Genomic DNA, 21,276 nt, shown 5'->3' on the forward strand with positions numbered 1-21,276 from the left:
ACACGGCGTCGCCGGGGCATCCGCGCAACGCCGGCCGCGGCTCACCGAGCACAGGCCGCGACGTGATCGGGCCGACGCGCCCAGGCACCGGCGCCGGCCCGAACCCGACCGAGCCCCCGACCGAGCCCCCGGCCGCTGCCGGCGCTCCGCGCGGCCTGGCTCGAGTCCTCCTCGGGACTGCCTCGGGACTGACTCGAGCACCACTCGAACTCCCGCCCCCGACGATCCGAACCACCCCGCACGGACGGCCGCGCCCCGCATGATGCAACCACAACACACAAGGAGGGGCAGCCGAGTTGAGTCTGGACGCACGTGTTGTCCACAAGGGCGGCGGCCACGGCCACGCCGTGGTGATCGGCTCGAGTCTCGCCGGGCTCACGGCGGCGCGGGCCCTGGCCAACTTCATGGACAAGGTCACCGTGATCGAGCGCGACTGGGTGCCACGCGGACCCGGGCGGCGCCGAGGTGTGCCCCAGGCACGGCACACGCACAGCCTCATGCCGGCCGCCCACCAGGGCCTGGAGCAACTGTTTCCCGGCATCGGCCAGGACCTGACCGGCGCCGGAGCGGTCCGCGTCCGTATGCCAAAGGACATGCTGCTGCTCGGCCCGAGCGGCTGGCTGCCCCGGTTCGACTCCGGCTTGTCGATGCTGAGCGCCGGCCGCGACCTGATCGACGCGGTCATCCGCGACCGGCTGCGCGCCGACCCCAAGGTGGCCTTCGTGCAGGACCACGAGGCCGTCGCCCTGCAGCCCGGCCGCCACGACACCGTCACCGGCGTATGGGTGCGCGGCCGGGACCGGAAGGCGCCCGACGGCTGGGCCCCCCGGCGCCTGATATCCGCCGAATTCGTGGTGGATGCCTCCGGGCGCGGCTCGCATGCCCCCCAATGGCTGGCCGAACTCGGCTACCAGCCCCCCAGAGAAACAGTGGCCGGTGCCCGAACCGCGTACGCCACCGCCGTGTTCGCCCCGCCCACCGGCCATGTCGCCGACTGGAAAAGCCTGTTACTCATGGCCTCGTCCGGCAACGCGCGCCAGGGCATGCTCAACCCCATCGAGGGCGGCCGCTGGTCGGTGTCGCTCAGCACCCGTGACGGCACGCAACCGCCCACCGACCACGAGGGGCTGCTGCGCGAGCTGGGCGCCCTGAGCCACCCGCTGCTGCGCGACGTCATCGAAGGCGCCACGCCGCTCGGCCCGGTCTACGGCTGCAGCCGCACCGAGAACCGCTGGCGCCACTACGAGAAGCTGCGCCGCTGGCCCGACCAGTTCCTCGTCGTCGGCGACGCCCTCGCGGCCTTCGACCCGGCCCACGGCCAGGGCATGACGCTCGCCGTGCAGTGCGCCCTCGTCCTGGACCACATGCTGGCCAGCCACGGCACAGCGATCGGCCTCAGCTACCGGCTGCGCCAGGCCCTGGCCCACCGCGTGGCCCCCGCCTGGCAGCTGAGCACCCGCAACCTGTGCGCGGCGGAGGGCGACCAGGGCATGCCGGGTTCCCTGCGCGCCCGGCTCAGCAGGCGCTACGCGGCCCGGATCGCGGCCGCCGCGAGAACCGACCCGTACGCGGCGACGATGCTGCTCGAAGGGCTTCAGACGGGGGCCCCGCCCGCCGCGGTGCTGCGGCCGCGTGTGCTTCGGGCCGCGCTCCGCGGCCCGCGCGGCCCCGCCCCCGCGGCGCCACCCAGCACCACCCACGGCCCGGACGCGCGGCGGCGCCGCCCCGCCGCACCGAACGTACCCGCCATCGGGATCTCCACCGGCTCCACGCGCTCGCACCCCACGGGCTCGTCGGCGCAGTGGCCGACCGCGGCACCCGCCGGTGACCGGCGGCGGCCGTGAGCGCCCCGCCGTCCAGGCGCGGCAAGCTGTACCCGGTCGCAGGCCGCGCGGACGCAGTCATACGCTTGACGTATGACGAGAGTGGAGCAATTAGCCGTTGTAGAGGCCGACTTAAGCGGCCGGGAGTCGGTGACCACCCCTAACACGGCTGGAAATCAAGGCCTGTTGTGTACGCGGGAGGCCGATGTATACCCGGGTGACTCGAAACTCGCTCAAGAACCAGTCCAGTTGGACCAGAGCTTCGGCTCGAGCTCGGTTGTCCGGCCGCGTCGCGGGCCGATACCGTTCCATCCGCTCCAGGGCACAAACCTGCTTCCGCCGCGGCAGGCCGCTTACCCCACCGACCGCTCACCGGCCGGACCGGGTGTGTCCGTGACAGCAGAGCGGCGAGGGGAGTGCGCGCGGGTATGAGCAGGACCGAAACAACGCCGCAGAGTGCGCGCACCACAGCGTCGAGGGGCGAGCGCATCGCCGACTGGACGGACGGGCGGCTCGGGATCTACAACTTCCGGTTCCTGATCCGCAAAGTCTTCCCCGACCACTGGTCGTTCATGTTCGGCGAGATAGCGCTCTACAGCTTCGTCATGCTCATCCTCACCGGGATCTGGCTCACCTTCTTCTTCGAGCCCAGCATGGCCGAGACCGTCTACCACGGCACCCACGCCCCGTTGGAGGGCGTGCGGATGTCGCAGGCCTACGCCTCCACAGTCGAGATCAGCTTCGAGGTGCGCGGCGGCCTGTTCATACGCCAGCTGCACCACTGGTCGGCCCTGATCATGATCGGTGCGCTCTGCCTGCACACGCTGCGGCACCTCCTCACCGGCTCGTTCCGCAATCCGCGCGAGGCCAACTGGCTGATCGGCTTCACGCTCCTCATCCTGGTCACCCTGGAGGGCTTCTTCGGGTACTCGCTCCCCGACGACCTGCTCTCGGGCACCGGCCTGCGCATCGCCGAGGGCGTCACACTCGCCATTCCGCTGGTCGGCACGTATCTGCAGATGTTCCTGTTCGGCGGCGAGTTCCCGGGCACGGACGCGATCCCCCGGCTCTACAGCTTCCACATCCTGCTGCTCCCAGGACTCATCGTGGCCCTGCTCACCGTCCACCTGATCCTGATCTTCTACCACAAGCACACCCAGTTCCGGGGCCCGGCCCGCACCGAGAACAACGTCGTGGGCCAGCCCCTGACGCCGCACTACACGGCCAAGGCCGGCGGCTTCTTCTTCCTGGTCACCGGAGTGCTCGCGCTGCTCGGGGGCATCGCTCAGATCAACCCCGTGTGGGTGTACGGCCCCTACCGCGCCGACCTGATCTCCCAGGGCTCCCAGCCCGACTGGTACATGGGCTTCCTCGAAGGCGCCCTGCGGGCCTTCCCCGCCTGGGAGTTCGTCATCCCGGGCGGCTACACCATCAACCTCGGCATCCTGATCCCCGCCGTCGTCCTGCCCACGCTGATGGCCGCCGTGATCGCCCTCTGGCCGTTCCTGGAGGCCTGGGTCACCGGGGACAAACGCGAGCACCACCTCCTCGACCGGCCCCGCGACCACCCCACGCGGACCGCGTTCGCCTGCGCCTTCGTCGCCCTGTACCTGGTGCTGTTCTTCGGAGGCGCCAACGACATCCTGGCCGAGCGTTTCCATCTGTCCCTGAACGCGATCACCTGGGCGGTGAGGATCGGAGTCTTCCTCGTCCCGGCGGCCACCTACGTCATCACCAAGCGGATCTGTCTGGGCCTGCAGTTGCGGGACCGCGACAAGCTCCTGCACGGCCGCGAGAGCGGAAAGATCGTGAGGCTGCCCCACGGCGAGTTCGTCGAGGTGCACGAGCGCCTCGAGCGCGGGCAGGAGTACGCGCTGCTCTCCAAGGAGACCCCCGAGACGCTGCCGGTGCCCGCACCGGAACGCGACGGCGTGCCCAATCCGCAGGGCAGGGGGGAGATGGTGCGCTACCGGCTCAGCCGCTGGCTGTACGGCGGGCAGGTCGCCAAGCCGACACCGCAGGAGATGCAGGAGGCTCTGGAACACCTCGCGCACTCGTCCAACGGGCACGCCTCGCCCAAGGGGCTCTCGTCCAACGGGCACCGGGAAACCGGCAGGCAGCACGCCCTCGAGGAGCGGGAGGCGGACCAGGAACTGCGCTGACCCGGCGGCACGACGCAGAGGACCGGGCCAGCGAAGGCGGCGCGTGTGATCCAAGGACGGTCACCCGCGCCGCCGTCGTTTCGCCGTATGACGTGACACCGGCTGTCCTCGCGCCCGCAGCGCGCGGCCGCAGGACAGGCGAACGTTCGCACAGCGCGGGATCCGCGTCCAGCCCGGCAGGGTCCCGCTCCCATTCCGGTTGTCCGGCGCCGACGCCGGAGTATCCACGGAGGCCCGATGACCACAACCCCATGGCACCGGTTCGAGTCCATCACCCGGGCGCGCACCGGCCTGACGCGGGACCTGCGCGGCCGTCAGCGCCGCTACGTCGCGGCCATGCTGGTGCGCAGTGCCTGTGTGGTCCTGATGGCCGTCACCTGGAACCGCTGGCCTGCCCTCGCGGTCTGCGCCCTCATCGGCGCGGTGCTCATCCCGTACGTCGCCGTGGTGGCCGCCCAGGCCGGGTGGCGCCAGCAGCGGGGCGCGCGGCCCGCGCTGGGGTGGGCCCCCGAAGAGCCCGCCACCCGCGTCGTCCTCGAACCCACCCTGATCCTGCCGCCGGAACGGAACACGGCGGCTGACACGGCGGGCTGACCCGGGGGACGCCGGCCGCCGCACCGCATCCAGGCGAGCGGACAGCGCGGCCATGCTCTCCAGGCCGGCGAACCCGTGCCGTTGCCGGTCCAGGGCTCCGGCGCGTGCGACCTCAAAGTGACGTGAGCCACGTCACTTTGAGGGGCTCTTGGCGCGGAGAGGCCAACCGTGTCACTATTTGGGCAAGCCTTCCCTGCCCAAAACCTGCCGTGTGGCAGTGGATTGAGTGCCGCGTCCACCAGCCCGTAGACCGAGTCCGTGTCAGGTATGGCGCTGTATCTGGGCGGTACCGTCCAAACGCTCGCAGGGGCTTTGAGCGACGGATTTCACCAACACCTCATCCACGCCTTCTCGTTGCAGGGTTCTGCGTGCCGGTTCCTGGACCGGCGTTGGCCCAACTGCCCATGGCGGTGCGGGAGACGGCGGGAGGCGGCAGGCCCGGACGCCGGCGATGTCCGAGGATCATCCTGGCTTGCCACGCAGCCGGTTCCCCTCCGGCCGGTCGTAAGCCGTGCCCTCTGCATCAGTCACCACCGTGCACCTGTGGGACGACCATGCGCCGGCCACCGGGCCGGATCGACGGTGACGTGCCCGATCGGGCCGTCGCGAGTGGGTCGGCCGTCCCATGCCCGCCGGGTGGCGCAGGCGATCGCAGCCGGGTCGACGCCGGCGGGCAGACGAACGACATCACCCGCCTCGGGCCACTGCATCGTGCTGGTCAAAGGCTGTCGCAAGAGATTCCGGAAGCTGTGCGCAAAGCGCCGTGGTCACGGCGTGCAACCGACCTCGCTGTCGCCCAGCCGGGCAGGACCGGGAGTGCGCGAAAGGCCCTTCACGTACAGAAGGCAGACTCTAGAGAAAGTAGATCCCAGATATGCCTAGGCTATGCAAGCCCGCGGTGAATGCGCCGGAATACGTCATCACGATGGAAGAGACTCTGGAATTCGCCCAAAGGGTCCATGGTGGAAAGCCGCAGCTTCCTCTGGCGCTTCGCCTGATTCGGAACACGGGGGTGCAGAAGCGGCATATCGTACAGCCCATCGAGAAGACGCTCCATCATCCGGGCTTGACGGAACGCAACCGCATCTATGAGATCGAGTCCAAGAAGCGGTGCCCCGAGGTCGTCGAACAAGCCCTGGAAAACGCCGACGTAACGGCACGTGACATCGATGCGATCATATATGTATCGTGCACCGGGTTCCTGATGCCGTCGCTGACCGCATGGCTGATCAACAAGCTCGGATTCCGGTCCGACACCCGCCAGATACCCATCGCGCAGTTGGGGTGCGCCGCGGGTGGTGCAGCGATCAACCGCGCCCACGACTTCTGCATGGCCCACCCGGCGAGCAATGTCCTGATCGTGTCGTGCGAGCTGTGCTCGCTGTGCTACCAGCCGGACGCGGACGACATCGGTTCGCTGTTGTCCGACGGGCTGTTCGGTGACGCGGTCGCGGCCGCCGTGGTGCGGGGCAACGGTGGCGTCGGCATAGAGCTGGAGCGCAACGCCTCCTACCTCATCCCGAACACCGAGGACTGGATCTCCTACTCCGTGCGGGACACCGGCTTCCACTTCCAGCTGGATCGCCGGGTGCCCGGGACGATGGAACCGCTGGCCCCGGTGCTGCGAGAGTTCGCCAAGGACCACAGCTGGGACGCCGGCAACCTCGACTTCTACATCGTCCACGCCGGCGGTCCGCGGATCCTGGACGATCTCGCCAAGTTCCTCGAAGTCGACCGCGAGGTGTTCCGCCACAGCTGGGCGACCCTGACCGAGTACGGAAACATCGCCAGCGCCGTCGTATTCGACGCGGCGCGCAGGCTGTTCGAAGAGGACGCCCCGATGCCCGAGGCCACCGGTCTGATCGCGGGTTTCGGTCCCGGCATCACCGCAGAAATGGCGCTGGGCCGATGGGGCGTCGACACGCCGGGCGAGATGGACAAGGCCGCATGACCGGCCTCATCCTCCCACCCGGTGAGGGGCGAAAGCTGATCACAAAGGCGCAGGAAGTGACCTTCAAGGCCACTGAGGCGCAAGGCTCCTCCGTATCCATATTCGAGGTGGTTGTGCCGCCCGGATTCGATGTCGGGGCGCACGTCCACAACGACTCGCAGGAATTCTTCTACGTCCTGGAAGGGGAGCTTCAGCTCCTGGCGTTCGAGCCGGCCAAGCGGACCGAGGAATCCTGGCACGACTGGGAGTCTCCCGACGGAGACCGGGTCGTCCGGGCAACTGAGGGCGCCTGCATGTTCGTTCCCACGGGCACCCCGCACGCGTTCAGGAACGCCTCGGACAAGCCGGCACGCATGCTGTTCCAGTGCTATCCGTCGCCCTATCACGAGTACTACTTCGAGGAGATCGCGGAGATCTGGGCGGCCGGCGGGCCGGTGGACGCCGAGGCCGTGGAGCAGATGCGCCGACGTTACGACGTCCATCAGCTCACGCCGCTTCGCTACGAACCCCCCACCCTCCTTCATCCCCAGTCGGCAACAGAACGTGGAGCGTAAGGGAGATGAGCACCATGGACACGATTCCCCTGGTTCACGCGAGCCTGGGTGAGCAGGAGCTGGCAGCCGTCGCGGAGGTGTTCTCCTCGGGCTGGCCGGCCGGCCAGGGCCCGAAGGGCAAGGCGCTGGAAGCCCAGCTGACCCGGCGTTACGGCGCCGGCGGCACGGTCGCGGTGAGCAACTGCGGCGCCGCGCTCCACCTGGCCATGCTCGCGTTCGGCGTCAAACCGGGCGACGAAGTGATCGTCGCCGACTACACCTTCCCGGCACCCGCCCATGCGGTGCGATACGTCGGCGCCGTCCCGGTCTTCGCCGACGTGCGCGCCGACACCGGCACCATAGACCCGCAGGCGGTGGGGGACCTGATCGGTCCGCGAACCGTGGGTGTGATCGCGGTCGACACGGTCGGTATGCCCGCCGACTACGCGCAGCTGCAGACGATCGCCGACCGCCACGGGCTGTTCGTCGTCGAGGACGCCGCCTGCGCGGTCGGCGCCACGTACCAGGGGCGCGAGGCCGGCGCACTGGCCGAGGTGGCCTGTCTGTCCTTCCACGGGCGCAAGGGAGCCACAAGCGGTGAGGGCGGGGCCCTGATCGCCGCCGACCCGGCGATCGCGCAGGACGCGCGCCTGCGCGCATCCTTCGGTATCGGAAGCATCTTCGACCAGGCGCAGGTCGTCGGCCTGCCGATCCCGGAGTTCACCGAGATCGGCTACAACTTCAAGCTGTCCGACATCGCCGCGGCGATCCTGCAGGTGCAGATCGGCCGGATCGACGAACTGCTTCAGCGCCGTCGCGCCGTCGCGGCGCGCTACGCCGAACTGCTCGCCGACGAGGAACTCCTCACGCTGCCGCACGTGCCCGAGGACCGCACCCACGCCTGGCAGTCCTACATGGTGACGCTGGATGAGAGCGTGGACCGTGCCCAGGTCGCCACCGACCTGCGCGCCCAGGGCATCGGCTGCGGGCACGGCACCTGGGCCACGCACGTCCAGCCCGTGTTCGAGACGAAGCAGACATGCCCGGTCTCGGCGGATCTCTTCCGCCGCAACCTCGCCATACCCATGCACGCCGAACTGAGCATGGACCAGGTCGAACGGGTCGCGGAAGTCCTCCGTACCGCGCTTGGGAACCACGCGACGTCCGGCCGGCGCGCCGCGTAGAGCACGTACCCCGGCCCTGATTTCGACACCCGCCACGGCCAGGGCAAGAAAGCGGACGTGACCGGGACCGGCCACAGACATCGCACCCGCCGGATCGTTCGGCATGTGACGGCGCCGGCCCACTCCGCCACGGATTCCCGCACAGTGCGTCGTTGACCTCGCAGGTGCCCCAAAGGAGACAGTCCCCATGAAGGGCTCTACAGCCTACACATCGATACAGAAGCGCGGTCTTCACATCGGCCTGCTGCCGGAGATGGCCGCGGTCGTGAACGGGTCGACGCCGATCACCCTGGACCATGACCTGGACGTCCTGCCCGAGGCGGGACGGCGGCTGACGGTAGCTCAGTACGCCGGCCACGTGGACGACCTGGCGGCCCGCCTGTGGGCGGCCGGTGTCCGCCCCGACGAACACGTCGTGATCCACAAGACCGCCAACGCCGACATCTGGATGCTCGCCGCTGCGGCGTCCCGCATCGGAGCGGTCGTCGTGATGCTGTCGCCCGCCCTGGACGCCGTGACCGTCGGCGCCCTGCTCGAGCGGGTGGACCAGCCGAACCTGCTCACCGACGTGCACAAGCTCGACCAACTGGCCGAGATACCGCTCGCGGACCTCACCAAGCGGGTGATCGCCGTGGGCGGCGAACGGCCGGGGGCCATCTCGCTCGCCGAACTCGCCGGCGCGCCGCGGGTCAAGCCGGTGGTCCGGCCGATCGACGCGCCCGCCGTGATCACCCACACCTCGGGCACCACCGGGATTCCCAAGCTCGTGGTGCACACGCCTCGCACCCAGGGCATCCGCCTCGTACCGCAGTGGCGCCTGCTCGCACTGATGCGGAAGAAGGAGACCGTCGCGATCCACATCCCCTTCGTGCACTCGCGGATGGTCGCGGCGATGTCCCTGGCACTCCTCAAGGAGTTCCCGGTCCTGCTCATGAGGGAGTCGGATCCCGCCGACGTCGCCGAGCAGTTCCTCGAGCACCGGCCGGTGTTCGTCGAGGCGCTTCCCAACTCGCTGATGGACTGGGAAGAGCTCTCCGAAGACCCACGCATGCCGTTCGGGTCGGTGAAGGTCTTCAGCAGCACGTTCGACGCCATCCACCCCAGGACGATGAGCCGGCTGCTCAAGTCGTCCAACCGGCGCGGGGCCCTGTTCTTCCAGATCTACGGGCAGAGCGAGGTCGGCCCGGCCGTCGGCCGCGCCTACTTCCGCCACTCCGCGCACAAGGCCAACGGCCGCTGCGTCGGCTGGGCCATGCCGCACGGCGCCGCGAGGATCCGCGTGGTCAGCCGTGACGGACAGATCCCCTCCGAGCAGAACCCCGGCTTCATCGAGGTCGCCTGGGACGGCCTGGCGAAAACCTACTTCGGCGAGCAGGAGCGGTACGACACCAACCGCAGCGGCGCCTGGTGGCGCACCGGCGACGTCGGTTACCGCACCAAGTTCGGCTGCCTGCACATGCTCGACCGCGAGGTCGACATGATCCCCGGGGTGCGCAGCTCCCTGGAGGTCGAGGACGTGGTGCTCAGCAAGCTCAGCGAGCTGAGCGAACTGGTCGTCGTACAGGGCCCGAACTCCGAACCGGTCCCGGTGATCTGCACCGTCGACGACAAGCCGCTGGACCTGGGCCGCTGGCGCGCGGCCGTCGCCGCGTTCCCCCAGCTGGCCGATCCCGTCCAGATCCTGCAGTCCGAGCTGCCCCGCACCGCCACGCTGAAGGTGCAGCGCCTCGCGCTGGCCCGCCGCTTCGAGGAGCAGCTGCAGAAGTCGGCCTGACCCGCGCACCGACGCCTCGACGGGGGAGTGCCCCCAGACCGTGCAGGGCACTTCCCCGGGCTGTCTCGCGAGCCGTTCAGCACGCGAATCGGCCGGGTCCCAGCTCCGCAGCGCCGTCCACCACGCCCGCCGCACGTGCTCACACGCCCTGCTCAAGGAGATACGCAGTGACGAACGACGTGACCTCCCGGCCCGCCGACGGCCAGGAGACGCCCGCCTCCGTGCGCCGTATCACCGATGGCCTGCTGGAGCGGGTGGAGCACCGGCTGCGCTCGTTCCTGGAGTCCGGACGCGCCCGCTTCGCCGAGGTGGACGCACGGGCGGGCGTCGTCCTCGACACCCTGTCCGGCCTGGTCACCTCGGGCGGCAAGCGAATCCGGCCCGCCTTCTGCCTCACCGGCTATCTCGCCGCCGGCGGCGACCCGCAGGACCCCGGGATCGTGGCGGCCGCCGCGGGCCTGGAGATGCTGCACGTCTCCGCCCTCATTCACGACGACATCGTCGACAACTCCACACAGCGGCGCGGCAAGCCCACCATGCACACAGTGTTCGCCGAGCACCACCAGACCCACCGCTGGCGGGGCGAGGCCCGCCGCTACGGCGAAGGCATGGCCATCCTCATCGGCGACCTGGCGCTCGTGTACTCGGACGAGCTGATGTCCCAGGCCCCCTCGGGCCTGCTCGCGGAGTGGCACAGCCTGCGCTCCGAGGTGCACGTCGGCCAGTGCCTGGACGTCACCGCGGCCGCCGAGTTCTCGGTCGATCCCCGCCTGTCCCGCCTGATCGCCCTGATCAAGTCCGGCCGCTACACCATCCACCGGCCGCTGGTCATGGGCGCCAACGGGGCCGGCCGCCCCGACCTCGCCGCCGCCTTCGCGGAGTACGGCGAAGCGGTCGGCGAGGCCTTCCAGCTCCGCGACGACCTGCTGGACGCCTTCGGCGACTCCGCGCAGACCGGCAAGCCCGCCGGACTCGACTTCAGCCAGCACAAGATGACGCTGCTGCTGGGCTGGGCGATGCAGCGCGACGAGCGCGTCCGCACCCTGATGACGGAGCCCGGGCACACCCCCGACGAGGTGCGCCGCCGCCTGCTGGACACCGGTGTCCCCCAGGACGTCGAACGGCGCATCGCCGACCTCGTCGAGCGGGGCCGCAAGGCCATCGCCGAGGCCCCCGTCGACCCCGCGTGGCGCGCCGAACTGGCGGACATGGCCCTGCGCGTCACCTACCGCGACAACTGAGCAGCCTCTCGGAGATCTCCGGCGGCAGTACTGGACGAATAACCGCGACCAGGAGCGCCCTTCATGGAGCACTTAGTACGGCATGCCGTCACCATCATCCGCGAACGCTTCTGGGAGCCCCTCACCCTCGACGACCTGGCGCGCAGCGTCATGGTCAGCAAGTACCACTTCCTGCGCGTGTTCACCCGCGTCACCGGAGTCACCCCGGGCCGCTTCCTGACCGCCGTCCGGTTACAGGAGGCCAAACGCCTGCTGCTGAGCACCTCGCTCAACGTCGCCGACGTCTCGGCACGCGTCGGATACAGCAGCACCGGCAGCTTCACCCGCCGCTTCACCGAGTCGGTCGGACTCTCTCCCACCCAGTACCGCAAGCTCTCGCTGTCGGCCCGCGGCGAGCTGCGCGAGCCCGCCCTGCTCGAAGCCGCGCCGGCCATGCCGCCCGGCTCCACCGGCTCGGTGACAGGTGTGCTGCGCACCTGTGGCGCCGAACTCTCCACCGCCTGCGTCGGCGTCTTCGACAGCGCCCTCCTGCAGGGCGTCCCTGCCTCCTGGAGCAACGCCTGCGCCCGGGGCCGTTTCACCCTCGCCCGGATCCCCCAAGGCACGTGGTACATCCACGCCGTTGCCCCAGGCAGCGACCCCGCCGGCACCACCGGCCCGGCCCGCATCCTGCTGACGGCGACCGTGGGCCCGGTGCGGGTGGAGGGCGGCCCGGGCCGCCCCCTCGACCTCACATTGTCCCCCATGGATTGGACCCGACCTCCGATCCTCTCCGCTCTGATGGGTATCGACCCGCAGCCGCTGGCCGCGTGACCTGCCCTGCCTGCCCGCCCGCGCCAACCACACCGGGCGTGCACGGAACCCCGGCTTACGGAGACAGAAGGTATGAACACACATCAGACCACGTCCCTTCTCCTCGGCTTAGCGGTCATCGTGCTGCTGGCACGCCTGCTCGGCGTGCTGGCCCGGCGGCTCGGTCAGCCGGCGGTGATAGGCGAGGTCCTGGCCGGCATAGCACTGGGACCGACCCTCTTCGACGGGGCGGCCTCCGACGCCCTGTTCCCGGTCGACATCCGGCCTCTGCTCAGCGCCCTGGCAGCGGTCGGCATCGCGGTCTTCATGTTCATCGTCGGCCTGGAGGTCGACGCCGCACTGCTGCGCGGCAACAGAAGCCTTGCCACCACCGTCTCGTTCAGCTCCACCCTGGTGCCCTTCGGCCTCGGCATACTCCTGGCGCTCTACCTGGTGGACGACTACGGCACCGATGACAAGACGGCGTTCATGCTGTTCATGGGCATCGCCATGGCGATCACAGCGTTCCCGGTCCTGGCCCGCATCCTCACCGACCGGCAGATGACACACACCCCGCTGGGCGTGATGGCCGTGGCCTGCGCCGCCATCGGCGACGTCCTCGCCTGGGTCCTGCTCGCCGCCGTGGTCGCCGTCAGCGGCTCGGCCGGCGCCGAGCAGTGGCGCATGCTGCTCGCCGTCCCCTACCTGCTGGCCATGCTCTTCGTGGTACGCCCCCTGCTGCACCGCTACGCGGCCCGCCGGCCCGAACTCCGGCTCACCCCGACGGTGTTCACGTGGGTCCTGGCCGGTCTGCTGCTGTCCGCCGCCGCCACCGAGTGGGTGGGGCTGCACTACATCTTCGGCGCGTTCCTCTTCGGCGCGATCCTCCCGCGCACCGGCACCGAGCGGCTGCGCACCCAGGTGCACGACCGGCTCGGGCAGATGACCGGCGCCCTGCTGCTGCCGGTGTTCTTCCTGGTCTCCGGCCTCCAGGTCGACCTCTCCAAGCTGGACATGGGCGGCCTGGGAGCCCTGGCGCTGATCCTGCTGGTGGCCGTCGGCGGCAAGTTCATCGGCGCGTTCGCCGCCGCCCGGCTGAACCGGATGCCGCCGCGGCAGTCCGCCGCGCTCGCCACGCTGATGAACACCCGCGGCCTGACCGAGCTCATCGTCCTGAACGTGGGCCTGCAACTGGGCTTCCTCGGACAGGACCTCTACTCGCTCATGGTCGTCATGGCCGTGATCACCACAGCGATGACGGGCCCGCTGCTGAACTGGATCCTCGGCCGTCCCAAGGCCGACGACCCGGACGCGCCCCCGTACCTCTCCGACCCCACGGCAGAGGCGCAGACGGCCCGCACGGCCGCCTGAACAGGCTGTTTCCTCCACGCACACCACGGCAAGGGCGCTCTGCCGCCCTGCTCGCCGACGGCGGCACCCGGACCGTCGTACGACCCGCACAGCTTCACAGGAAAGGGGCTGCCGCTCATGAGCACGGATGCCTCGGCAGGACCGAGTCCGCAGGAGTTCATCGATCAAAGGCCGATGGGCCGCCGGCAGCGGCTCATCGTGAGGGTGGGCCTGCTCGCGATGGTGGCCGAAGGGCTGGACATCTCCGTCGTCGCCTTCGTCTACCCCAGGATCAAGGAGGACTGGGGAGTCGGCGGCGACACCGTGACGGCGACCGTGACGCTGGGCGTCCTGGCGATGATCATCGGCGGTGCGGCCGCCGGCCCGCTCGCCGACCGGTACGGGCGCAAGGTCGTCACCCTCGTGGGCACCACCGCCTTCGGCCTGGGCACGGTCGCCATGGGATTCACGGACGGCATCGGCCTGTTCGCCGGGTTCCGCACCGTGGCCTGCCTGGGGCTCGGCGCGGTGCTGCCGACGGTGATGGTGCTCGTCGCGGACTGGATGCCCGCGGGACGCCGGGTCCAGATGGTCGCGCTGGCCTTCGCCGGGGTGACGGCCGGTACCACCCTCGGCGGGATCCTCGCCTCGGTCCTCATCCCCGCCTTCGGCTGGCACACGCTGCTGGTGGTGTGCGGAATCGCTCCGCTGCTGCTGATTCCGGCGATCGTCCGGGTCATTCCGGAGTCCCTCGGCGTGCTCGCCGCCCGCAAGCGGCCGCGGGAGGAACTGCGCGGCGTCCTCGAGGCCGTCGTTCCGGGCGAGGACCTGTCCTGGGTGGACTGGGACCAGAGCGCGGTGCGCAAGCGCTCGCGGCCCACCCCGCGGGCCGTGCTGTCCCGGGACTTCGCCCGCACGACTCTCCTGCTGTGGCTGTGCTTCTTCCTGGGGCAGGGGGTCGCGTTCGTGATCATCACCTATCTGCCTCTGCTGGCCGAGCGCGAGGGCCTGACGGACGCAAAGGCCGCGGTGTCCGTCGCGGCGTTCGGGTGGGGCGGTCTGATCGGACAGCTCTCGGTGTCCTTCGTCCTCAAGCGGTTCGACCGGTTCCGGGTGCTGGCGGCCCTGTGGGTGATGACCGCGGTAGGTCTCACGGCGGCCGCCCTGGCGGCCGGTCAGTTCACCGCGCTGCTCGTCACGGCGTTCCTGCTCGGGCTGTGTCTGCCGGCGGCCACCTCGGTGCTGCAGGCGACGACCGCGGTCGCCTATCCGCCGGCCGTCCGTGCCACCGCCGTGAGCTGGGCGAACAGCGTGGGAAAGGTGGGGCCGCTGGCCGGCGGTCTGCTCGGCGGCATCATGGTCGACGCGGGCTGGTCGCTGGCCACGGTCCTGCTCGTCCTCGCCCTGCCGGTCGGCAGCGCCCTGCTGGCCACGCTGGCGCTGCCCGCCCGCAGCCGCAAGCAGCAGGAGGAGTCGTACGCCGTCGCGCCCCGGCCGCTGCCGGGCCCGGTCTCCGAGCGGTCGTGACCGCACTGAACCGAACTACTCGAAGTTCCTCAGCATGTACGGAACTTGACGGTCCGTCGCTCCTGCGATGACGCCCGCAAGCCCCTCCCCGGCCCGCCCGTCACCCTTCCCCCGTCGGCGGGCGCGCCGTCCTGCGCGAGGACCGGGGTGAGGCCCCCCGTGAGCGGAAGTACGAGTGGGGAGCCAGTCGCCCGTTGTGAAGCCGGGATGTGAAGGAGGAGGCGCTGTGACCAGGACCGAGGAGTTCGAGGGAGTACGGCCGCTGCTGTTCGCGATCGCCCGCCGGATTCTGGGCAGTGCGAGCGAGGCGGAGGAGGCGGTCGAGGCGACCCGGCTGCGCTGGGCGGACACCCCGACGCGGCCGGCGTCGATCGAGGGGCATCTCGCGGCCGAGGTGACCCGGATCTCCACCGATGTCCTGCGCTCGGCGAGCCTGCGGCAGCAGGCGCACGTGGTGCCGTGGCCCGCCGAGCCGCTGCCGGGCGGCCCGGGCGGTCTCGACCGGGACCCGGAGCGCCCGGCGGAGCTGGCGGAGTCGTTGCTGACGGCGGCCCTGCTGGTGCTCGAGCGGCTCTCCCCGCTCGAGCGGGCGGTCTTCGTGCTGCGGGAGGCGTTCGGGTGCGGCATCGACGAGATCGCGTCGGCCCTCGGGTGCTCGCAGGAGGCGTGCCGGCAGCTCGTCGCCTCCATCGCCACGACCAGCGACGGTGACCGCGAGCCGCTGCCCTGGCCCACCTACATCGTCGGTGCCGAGAACGTGGCCCGGCTGTTGTCGGCGATCGTCCCACCGCTGGTGCGGATCGGCGTGACGCTGGAGGAGCATCGGGTCAGCGGCCGGCCCGGCTCGCTCTTCCGTGACCGGAACGGCAGGATCCTCAACGGCACGGCGCTCGACGTCCGCGAAGGGCGGATCGAGGCGATCCACCTGGTCGTCAACTGCGAGGAGTTCGCGTACGCGGATCCGGTGGCCGAGGCCTACGCGGTCCTGCGCGAGGCGAACCGGGCCTGGTGAGCACGGGCCGGCGTGCGCACGCCCGCACCGCAATTGATGTCATGTCCGCGTCATCACCACCGTATGGCGAGACCCATCCAATCTCTATCCACTATCAAGTGACAGCTGCTATCATTTACCTATGGCTGTCAAAAATCGCTGGTTGGCGCTGATCGGTCTGACGATCAGCGTCATCGGCTTCGGTACAGGAGTCATGAACAGCGAGGGCGGCGGCATCGCATGAGTACGCCTGGCCGACGGCACGTTCGTGGCCCGCCGCATCCTCCCGGTCGCCACCCAGATGCAGGCCCGCACCGAGGGCCTGGACGGACTGAAGCTGCCGATGGGGGAGCTGCCCGACACCATGGGGCGCCGCTTCGCCTCCGGCATGGCCGGCACCACCGAGGTGCCGGGCGTGTGGGTGGCCGGCAACGCCACCGACCTGACCGCCCAGGTCGGCGCCTCCACCGCGGCCGGCGCCCTGGCCGCCTCCCGCATCAACGCCCAGTCGGCCACCGCTGACACCGACGCGGCCCTCGCCGCAACACAGGGCGCCACCACCACCTCACGTCCGGGCCCGCACCTCACCTCCCATTCACCCGGCGACCGGTCCTGCTCCGGCGCTGACTCTGCATGCCCTTTTTGAGAGGAATCCATGAGTACGAACCCTGAACAGGTGGCACCCGCTGACGGGAGCGGCGGGGGCGCGCCGGATGCGCGTCAGCTGCGCGCGATCCTGATCACCGTCTCGATGGCGCTGATGGCCGTCATCGCGTCAGTGGCCGGGCTGAACGTCGCCCAGACGCAGATGGCCGTCGAGTTCGACGCCTCGCAGAACACGGTCCTGTGGATCATCAACATCTACACCCTCGCCCTGTCCGCACTGCTGCTGCCGCTCGGCGCGATCGGTGACCGCCTGGGCCGCAAGCCCATGCTGATCGCCGGGCTGGTCGTCTTCGGCACCGCGAGCGTGGTGGCGGGCCTGGCCCCGACCGCCGAGGTGATGCTCGCCGCGCGCGTGGTCAGCGGTATCGGCGCAGCAATGATCATGCCCATCACCCTGGCCGTCATCACCTCCACCTTCCCCGAGGAGCAGCGCGGAAAGGCGATCGGTGTGTGGACCGGCGTCGCCGGAGGCGGCGGCATCCTGGGCATGTTCCTCTCCGCCCTTCTCGTCGACGTCGCCGACTGGCGCTGGCTGTTCGTCCTGCCCGTGGCCCTGATCGTCATGTCCCTGGTCATGACGCTGAAGTCGGTTCCCAACTCCCACGAGCGCTCCGCCCATGCCTTCGACACCGTCGGCGCACTGGTGTCCATCGTCGCCGTCGCCGGCCTCGTCTTCGTCCTGCAGGAGGGACCGGAGCGCGGCTGGACCGCACCCGCGACTCTGGTCAGCCTCGCCGTCGGCCTCATCGCCACGGCCGTTTTCGTGTCCTGGGAGCTGCGCCGCCGGGACGCCTCGCTGCTGGACGTACGCCTGTTCCGTGAGCGCGGCCTGGCCGGCGGCTCGATCACGCTGGTAGTGGTCTTCGGCGTCCAGGCGGGTATCTCCGTGGTCCTCTTCCCGTTCCTCCAGGCCGTGCTCGGCTGGTCGGGACTGCTGTCCGCGGCGGCGCTGATGCCCCTGGCCCTCATGATGATGATGGCCTCCGGCCTGGCCCCCAGGCTGGCCGCGCAGATCGGCCCCCGCGCCACCATGGCCGCGGGAATCGCGCTGACCGGCGTCAGCCTGGCGCTCATGGCCCTGTTCGTCTCCGTCGACGGTGGCTACCTGTCGATCCTGCCCGGCATTTGTGTCATGGGCCTCGGCTTGGCCCTGGCCATGGTGCCCTCCACCGAGGCCATCACCCGCTCCCTGCCGCGCGAGAAGCAAGGCGTCGCCTCCGCCCTCAACGACGTCACCCGCGAATTCGGCACCGCACTCGGCGTCGCCATGCTCGGCGCAATCCTGACGGCCGGCTACCGCGACGCCATCGACGACAGGCTGGACGGCATCCCCCAGGGGACCGCGGACACCGCACGGGAAGGCATCGCCAACGCCGTCGAGGCCTCGGGCAGCGCAGGCTCGCGCGCGCAGGACCTGGTCCACGCCGCAAAGGAGTCCTACGTCGACGGATGGCAGCAGTCCATGTGGGCAGGCGTCGCCGTCATGTGCGTGCTGCTCGTCTACATCGCCTTCCGCGGCCCGAACAATGCCACCCCCGCGGCTGCGCCGGACGAGGCGGAGGACACCGAGACCGTCGCCGCCCGATGACCGCATAGGAACTGGATGAACGGCACGCAGACTGTTCGTGCCATGGCAGGGCGTCAGGCGCCGCGACCTCGCGGCACCTGACGCCGGCCCAGACCAGGTACGGGGCGCACGCGCGGGCGCTGGTCGTGAAGGCCATCGACGCTCTCCGCCGACGCAGGGCATGACGGCAGGCCTCCCCTCCCGCTCGGCGAGAGGGGAGCGCTGAGTTGTTCAGTCGGCGAACCGGTACCGGCCCTGTACGAGGCCGCTCATCCGAATGCCTCCGCCGAAAGCGTCGGCCTGTCCCCGTCGTTGCCCTGGTGAGCACAGGACTCGGTGGAGAAGTGGCAGGGCGGACATCTCGGATTGCCGCAGGGAGTCGTGCCGCGGTCTTCGATTGTGTGTCAGCTGCCGGCGGCGGGGCCGAGCAGGACCTTCGCCTCCAGGGAGCCCTCGGAGAGCTGGTAGTACGTCTGGAGCTTGAAGTATTCGCCGCCGGAGTACGAGGCGACGTTGTACAGGCCCTGGAGGGGGCCGGGGTAGGTGTAGGCGACGTTCTTGGCGAACTTCTCGACCTGCGCATCGACCGTGATGCGGTCGGGAAGTGCGCGGACGTCCGGGACCATGGTGGCGAACGTGATCCGCTGGATCTTGGAGGACTCCCAGTTCAGCGTGGTGTAGATGCCCACTGCCTGGCGGGCGAGCGCGAGCTGGTGCTCGCTGGGCTCCGGAAGGCCGAGGTCGCGCAGCATGGCGCGGACGGTCTCCGGCTCCCGGCAGGCGTCGGGGAACTGGAGGAAGTAGACGTTCACCGTGCGGCTCGGGTAGTCGATCCCGATCATGCTGTTCTTGTCGTCCAGGCCGTAGCGGGCGTAGAAGTCGAGGTTCTCGGACAGGCTGCGCGGCATGGACGGGAGGGCGGCGACCTTCGACAGCTTCTGCAGATCGTTGACGGGCAGGAAGGTCCAGGTCTTCTTGAAGCCTCCGACGACTCCGAAGTCGACGCCGTGGGCGGTGACCGGGATGTGCTCCTGGACGTCTTCGAGCAGCTTGCCGACGGGGTGGTCCGTCGCCTCGGCAATGCCCTTCGACACCGCGTAGAGGTAGGGGTTGACGTCCGCGGGCAGCGCCGTGAAGCGGCAGTCGAGGTCCTGGTGGCCGCGGGTGGTCACGCGGAAGGCGACGACGACCTTGTCGAGGTCGTACGTGGACAGGATCGGCCGGACCTTGTCGGGCGAGGGGGATACGTCTAGCAGTCCGGCCGTTTCCTCGATGGCGGTGTAAAGACCTTCCACGCCTGTGCTGGTCATGCGTCCTCCAGTTTCCATCCGAGCTGAGTCTTGTGAAATGAGGCGGCCGACCGGATATTTGTTTAGCGGCGGCCGCATTGTCGAGGATCAGGGCCGACGGGCATGACAGTTCCCATTTTCGCCGCCCGTGCAGTGTCGGCGGCGGGCGCTGGGCGTGTCAAGGAGATCCCTGCTCTTAGTGCATTTCGAGTGACCTTCTAGCGGTGCCTGTTAAGGTGGCGGCGCAGGATTCCACGTGGAAAGAACTGCCGACGCCGACTGCTTGGAGATATTTGATGTCCGGAGGCATTGGGGCGGAAGAGATCTATTCGGCCATCAAGGAATCCGCTCGACTGGTCGATGCACCCTTTTCGCGTGACAAGGTGTGGCCGGTCCTGTCCGCATTCGAGGGTGGGTTCTCGGACGCCGGCGGGGTCATCTTCAGCCTCCAGGCCGGCGAGCAGGTCGCGGAGTTCGAGTACTCGGTGCAGATTTCTCCGGGTATCGCCGACCCCTATGCGCACGCTCTGGCGAACGGGTTCTTCACGGAGAGGGACGACCGCCCGGTGCGTGCCCTGCTCTCGGAGATCCTGGCGCTGGCGCCGACCAGCGAGCACTACATCGACTGCGGGATCGTCGGCGGTTTCAAGAAGATCTACGCGAACTTCCCGCACGACGCGCAGAAGGTGGCGAAGCTCGCCGAGATCCCCTCCATGCCGCGTGCGGTGGGCGAGAACGCCGAGTTCTTCGCCCGCTACGGCCTGCAGGACGTGGCGCTGGTCGGCGTCGACTGCAAGAGCAAGACCATCAACCTGTACTTCCAGCTCTCCGCCCCGCTCGCCGGGAACCTCGCCCCGCAGACCGTGCGGGACATGCTCCGCGAAACCGGGATGAGCGAGCCGAGCGACAAGATGCTGGCGTACGCCGGTAAGGCGTACCGGGTCTATGCCACGCTCGGCTGGGATTCCTCGGAAATTCTCCGGATCTCCTTCGCCCCGCTGCCGCGTCGCACCATCGACCTGGCGGAACTTCCCGCCCGGCTGGAACCGAGGATCGCGCAGTTCATGCAGGACACCCCGCACAAGTACGCCGGCGCCCTCATCAATGCCACGGCCGCCAAGTGGTCGAAGACCAGCGAATTCCTCGACCTCGCCTCGTACTACCGGGTGTCCCCGCTGCACCTCAAGGCGATAGAAGCGCAGAAATGACGGGCGCGCACTCTTTATGGAAGCGCCGGAGACCTCGTTATAAGGAAAGGCCGCACCTGTGACGACATCCGGTCGCGCCCAGCAGATACCCTTCGACTTCGACAATGGCAATTTTATTCGGGACCTGATCACGACGCACGGCGGCGGGGGTTATCCGCCGGCGGATGCGATGGCGCCGGGGGACGTGGCGACGTACACCTGGGTGACTCATCTGCTGCAGACGTCGTGGTTCGACGCGCTGGCGCCCTACCACCCGACCGCGGTGGGTGTGTACTCGCGGATCCCGCGCCGCCCCGCGGGGGAGTCGGCCACCAACCGGAACAGGAACATCGCCGGCCTGTACGCCATGTTCCAGGTGGTGAAGGCGGTGTTCGAGGAGCGGACGCCGGTCCTGCGGCAGGCGATGGGCGCGCTGGGTCTGGATCCTGACGACGAGTCGCGGGACCTGACCACCGCGGCCGGCATCGGCAACACGGCCGGCACGTCGGTCGTGGCGGCCCGCGCGCACGACGGTATGAACGTCCTCGGTGACAAGGGCCGCACCTACAACGGCCTGCCCTACGAGGACTACACCGGCTACCGGCCCGTGAACACCGCGGACGAGCTGGCGGACCCCTCGCGCTG

The 21,276-nt window shown here is 69.6% G+C and carries 16 protein-coding genes and 1 pseudogene; 16 read left to right on the forward strand and 1 reads right to left on the reverse strand.

The window, feature by feature from the left end:
- Nucleotides 1-296: 296 nt before the first annotated feature.
- From ACFYWY_RS26095 to ACFYWY_RS26160, 14 genes and pseudogenes are all read left to right on the forward strand, one after another.
- Nucleotides 297-1,844: an NAD(P)/FAD-dependent oxidoreductase gene (locus tag ACFYWY_RS26095; RefSeq protein WP_389190439.1), complete on the forward strand. Its 1,548-nt coding sequence runs from the start codon at nt 297-299 to the stop codon at nt 1,842-1,844.
- A 407-nt stretch (nt 1,845-2,251) separates the two neighbouring features.
- Entirely contained in the window at nt 2,252-3,985 is a 1,734-nt protein-coding gene (locus ACFYWY_RS26100) for a cytochrome bc complex cytochrome b subunit (protein WP_389190440.1), read from the forward strand.
- 237 nt (nt 3,986-4,222) lie between these two features.
- Nucleotides 4,223-4,579: a DUF3099 domain-containing protein gene (locus ACFYWY_RS26105; RefSeq protein ID WP_389190441.1), complete on the forward strand. Its 357-nt coding sequence runs from the start codon at nt 4,223-4,225 to the stop codon at nt 4,577-4,579.
- A gap of 874 nt (nt 4,580-5,453) precedes the next feature.
- On the forward strand, nt 5,454-6,530 hold the full coding sequence (locus ACFYWY_RS26110; RefSeq protein WP_389190442.1) for a type III polyketide synthase: 1,077 nt from the start codon (nt 5,454-5,456) through the stop codon (nt 6,528-6,530).
- Nucleotides 6,527-7,084 (forward strand): cupin domain-containing protein, encoded by a 558-nt coding sequence (locus tag ACFYWY_RS26115; RefSeq protein WP_389190443.1) that lies wholly within the window; start codon nt 6,527-6,529, stop codon nt 7,082-7,084. The genes ACFYWY_RS26110 and ACFYWY_RS26115 overlap by 4 nt, the downstream gene beginning before the upstream one ends.
- Before the next feature lie 14 nt (nt 7,085-7,098).
- Complete coding sequence (locus ACFYWY_RS26120; RefSeq protein ID WP_389190444.1) at nt 7,099-8,247, forward strand: DegT/DnrJ/EryC1/StrS family aminotransferase; 1,149 nt, start codon at nt 7,099-7,101, stop codon at nt 8,245-8,247.
- Nucleotides 8,248-8,434: 187 nt separating this feature from the next.
- Nucleotides 8,435-10,021, forward strand: coding sequence for a class I adenylate-forming enzyme family protein (locus ACFYWY_RS26125; protein WP_389190445.1), 1,587 nt, complete (start codon nt 8,435-8,437; stop codon nt 10,019-10,021).
- A gap of 167 nt (nt 10,022-10,188) precedes the next feature.
- The gene (locus ACFYWY_RS26130; protein WP_389190446.1) at nt 10,189-11,262 is read left to right on the forward strand and encodes a polyprenyl synthetase family protein; all 1,074 of its coding nucleotides are present in this window, start codon (nt 10,189-10,191) and stop codon (nt 11,260-11,262) included.
- A gap of 63 nt (nt 11,263-11,325) precedes the next feature.
- Complete coding sequence (locus tag ACFYWY_RS26135) at nt 11,326-12,075, forward strand: helix-turn-helix transcriptional regulator (RefSeq protein WP_389190447.1); 750 nt, start codon at nt 11,326-11,328, stop codon at nt 12,073-12,075.
- A gap of 72 nt (nt 12,076-12,147) precedes the next feature.
- The gene (locus ACFYWY_RS26140) at nt 12,148-13,425 is read left to right on the forward strand and encodes a cation:proton antiporter (RefSeq protein WP_389190448.1); all 1,278 of its coding nucleotides are present in this window, start codon (nt 12,148-12,150) and stop codon (nt 13,423-13,425) included.
- Between the two features lie 117 nt (nt 13,426-13,542).
- Nucleotides 13,543-14,931 carry an MFS transporter gene (locus ACFYWY_RS26145; protein ID WP_389190449.1) on the forward strand — a complete coding sequence of 463 codons (1,389 nt, stop codon included), beginning with the start codon at nt 13,543-13,545 and terminating at the stop codon, nt 14,929-14,931.
- 226 nt (nt 14,932-15,157) lie between these two features.
- Complete coding sequence (locus ACFYWY_RS26150; RefSeq protein WP_389190450.1) at nt 15,158-15,943, forward strand: sigma factor-like helix-turn-helix DNA-binding protein; 786 nt, start codon at nt 15,158-15,160, stop codon at nt 15,941-15,943.
- A 223-nt stretch (nt 15,944-16,166) separates the two neighbouring features.
- A pseudogene (locus ACFYWY_RS26155) lies at nt 16,167-16,484 on the forward strand (NAD(P)/FAD-dependent oxidoreductase); the annotation flags it as partial.
- A 93-nt stretch (nt 16,485-16,577) separates the two neighbouring features.
- Entirely contained in the window at nt 16,578-18,176 is a 1,599-nt protein-coding gene (locus tag ACFYWY_RS26160) for an MFS transporter (RefSeq protein ID WP_389190451.1), read from the forward strand.
- Between the two features lie 383 nt (nt 18,177-18,559).
- Here ACFYWY_RS26160 and ACFYWY_RS26165 read toward each other — a convergent pair whose 3' ends face one another.
- Nucleotides 18,560-19,465, reverse strand: coding sequence for an aromatic prenyltransferase (locus tag ACFYWY_RS26165; RefSeq protein WP_389190452.1), 906 nt, complete (start codon nt 19,463-19,465; stop codon nt 18,560-18,562).
- 275 nt (nt 19,466-19,740) lie between these two features.
- Between ACFYWY_RS26165 and ACFYWY_RS26170 the strand changes: the two genes are divergently transcribed.
- Both ACFYWY_RS26170 and ACFYWY_RS26175 read left to right on the forward strand, forming a co-directional pair.
- Nucleotides 19,741-20,652 carry an aromatic prenyltransferase gene (locus tag ACFYWY_RS26170; protein ID WP_389190453.1) on the forward strand — a complete coding sequence of 304 codons (912 nt, stop codon included), beginning with the start codon at nt 19,741-19,743 and terminating at the stop codon, nt 20,650-20,652.
- Between the two features lie 58 nt (nt 20,653-20,710).
- Nucleotides 20,711-21,276, forward strand: a 566-nt coding sequence (locus tag ACFYWY_RS26175) for a DUF6851 domain-containing protein (RefSeq protein WP_389190454.1), incomplete at its 3' end; no start/stop codon positions are given.

The organism is Streptomyces sp. NPDC002870 (genome assembly GCF_042888505.1).
In the GTDB taxonomy this organism is placed as follows: Bacteria; Actinomycetota; Actinomycetes; order Streptomycetales; family Streptomycetaceae; genus Streptomyces.

Excerpts from the sequence above, each read along its gene's own strand:
- ACFYWY_RS26100 (WP_389190440.1), top strand. The coding sequence starts at position 2,252 with ATGAGCAGGACCGAAACAACGCCGCAGAGTGCGCGCACCACAGCGTCG.
- ACFYWY_RS26105 (WP_389190441.1), top strand. The coding sequence starts at position 4,223 with ATGACCACAACCCCATGGCACCGGTTCGAGTCCATCACCCGGGCGCGC.
- ACFYWY_RS26110 (WP_389190442.1), top strand. The coding sequence starts at position 5,454 with ATGCCTAGGCTATGCAAGCCCGCGGTGAATGCGCCGGAATACGTCATC.
- ACFYWY_RS26115 (WP_389190443.1), top strand. The coding sequence starts at position 6,527 with ATGACCGGCCTCATCCTCCCACCCGGTGAGGGGCGAAAGCTGATCACA.
- ACFYWY_RS26120 (WP_389190444.1), top strand. The coding sequence starts at position 7,099 with ATGGACACGATTCCCCTGGTTCACGCGAGCCTGGGTGAGCAGGAGCTG.
- ACFYWY_RS26125 (WP_389190445.1), top strand. The coding sequence starts at position 8,435 with ATGAAGGGCTCTACAGCCTACACATCGATACAGAAGCGCGGTCTTCAC.
- ACFYWY_RS26135 (WP_389190447.1), top strand. The coding sequence starts at position 11,326 with ATGGAGCACTTAGTACGGCATGCCGTCACCATCATCCGCGAACGCTTC.
- ACFYWY_RS26140 (WP_389190448.1), top strand. The coding sequence starts at position 12,148 with ATGAACACACATCAGACCACGTCCCTTCTCCTCGGCTTAGCGGTCATC.
- ACFYWY_RS26145 (WP_389190449.1), top strand. The coding sequence starts at position 13,543 with ATGAGCACGGATGCCTCGGCAGGACCGAGTCCGCAGGAGTTCATCGAT.
- ACFYWY_RS26160 (WP_389190451.1), top strand. The coding sequence starts at position 16,578 with ATGAGTACGAACCCTGAACAGGTGGCACCCGCTGACGGGAGCGGCGGG.
- ACFYWY_RS26165 (WP_389190452.1), bottom strand. The coding sequence starts at position 19,465 with ATGACCAGCACAGGCGTGGAAGGTCTTTACACCGCCATCGAGGAAACG.
- ACFYWY_RS26170 (WP_389190453.1), top strand. The coding sequence starts at position 19,741 with ATGTCCGGAGGCATTGGGGCGGAAGAGATCTATTCGGCCATCAAGGAA.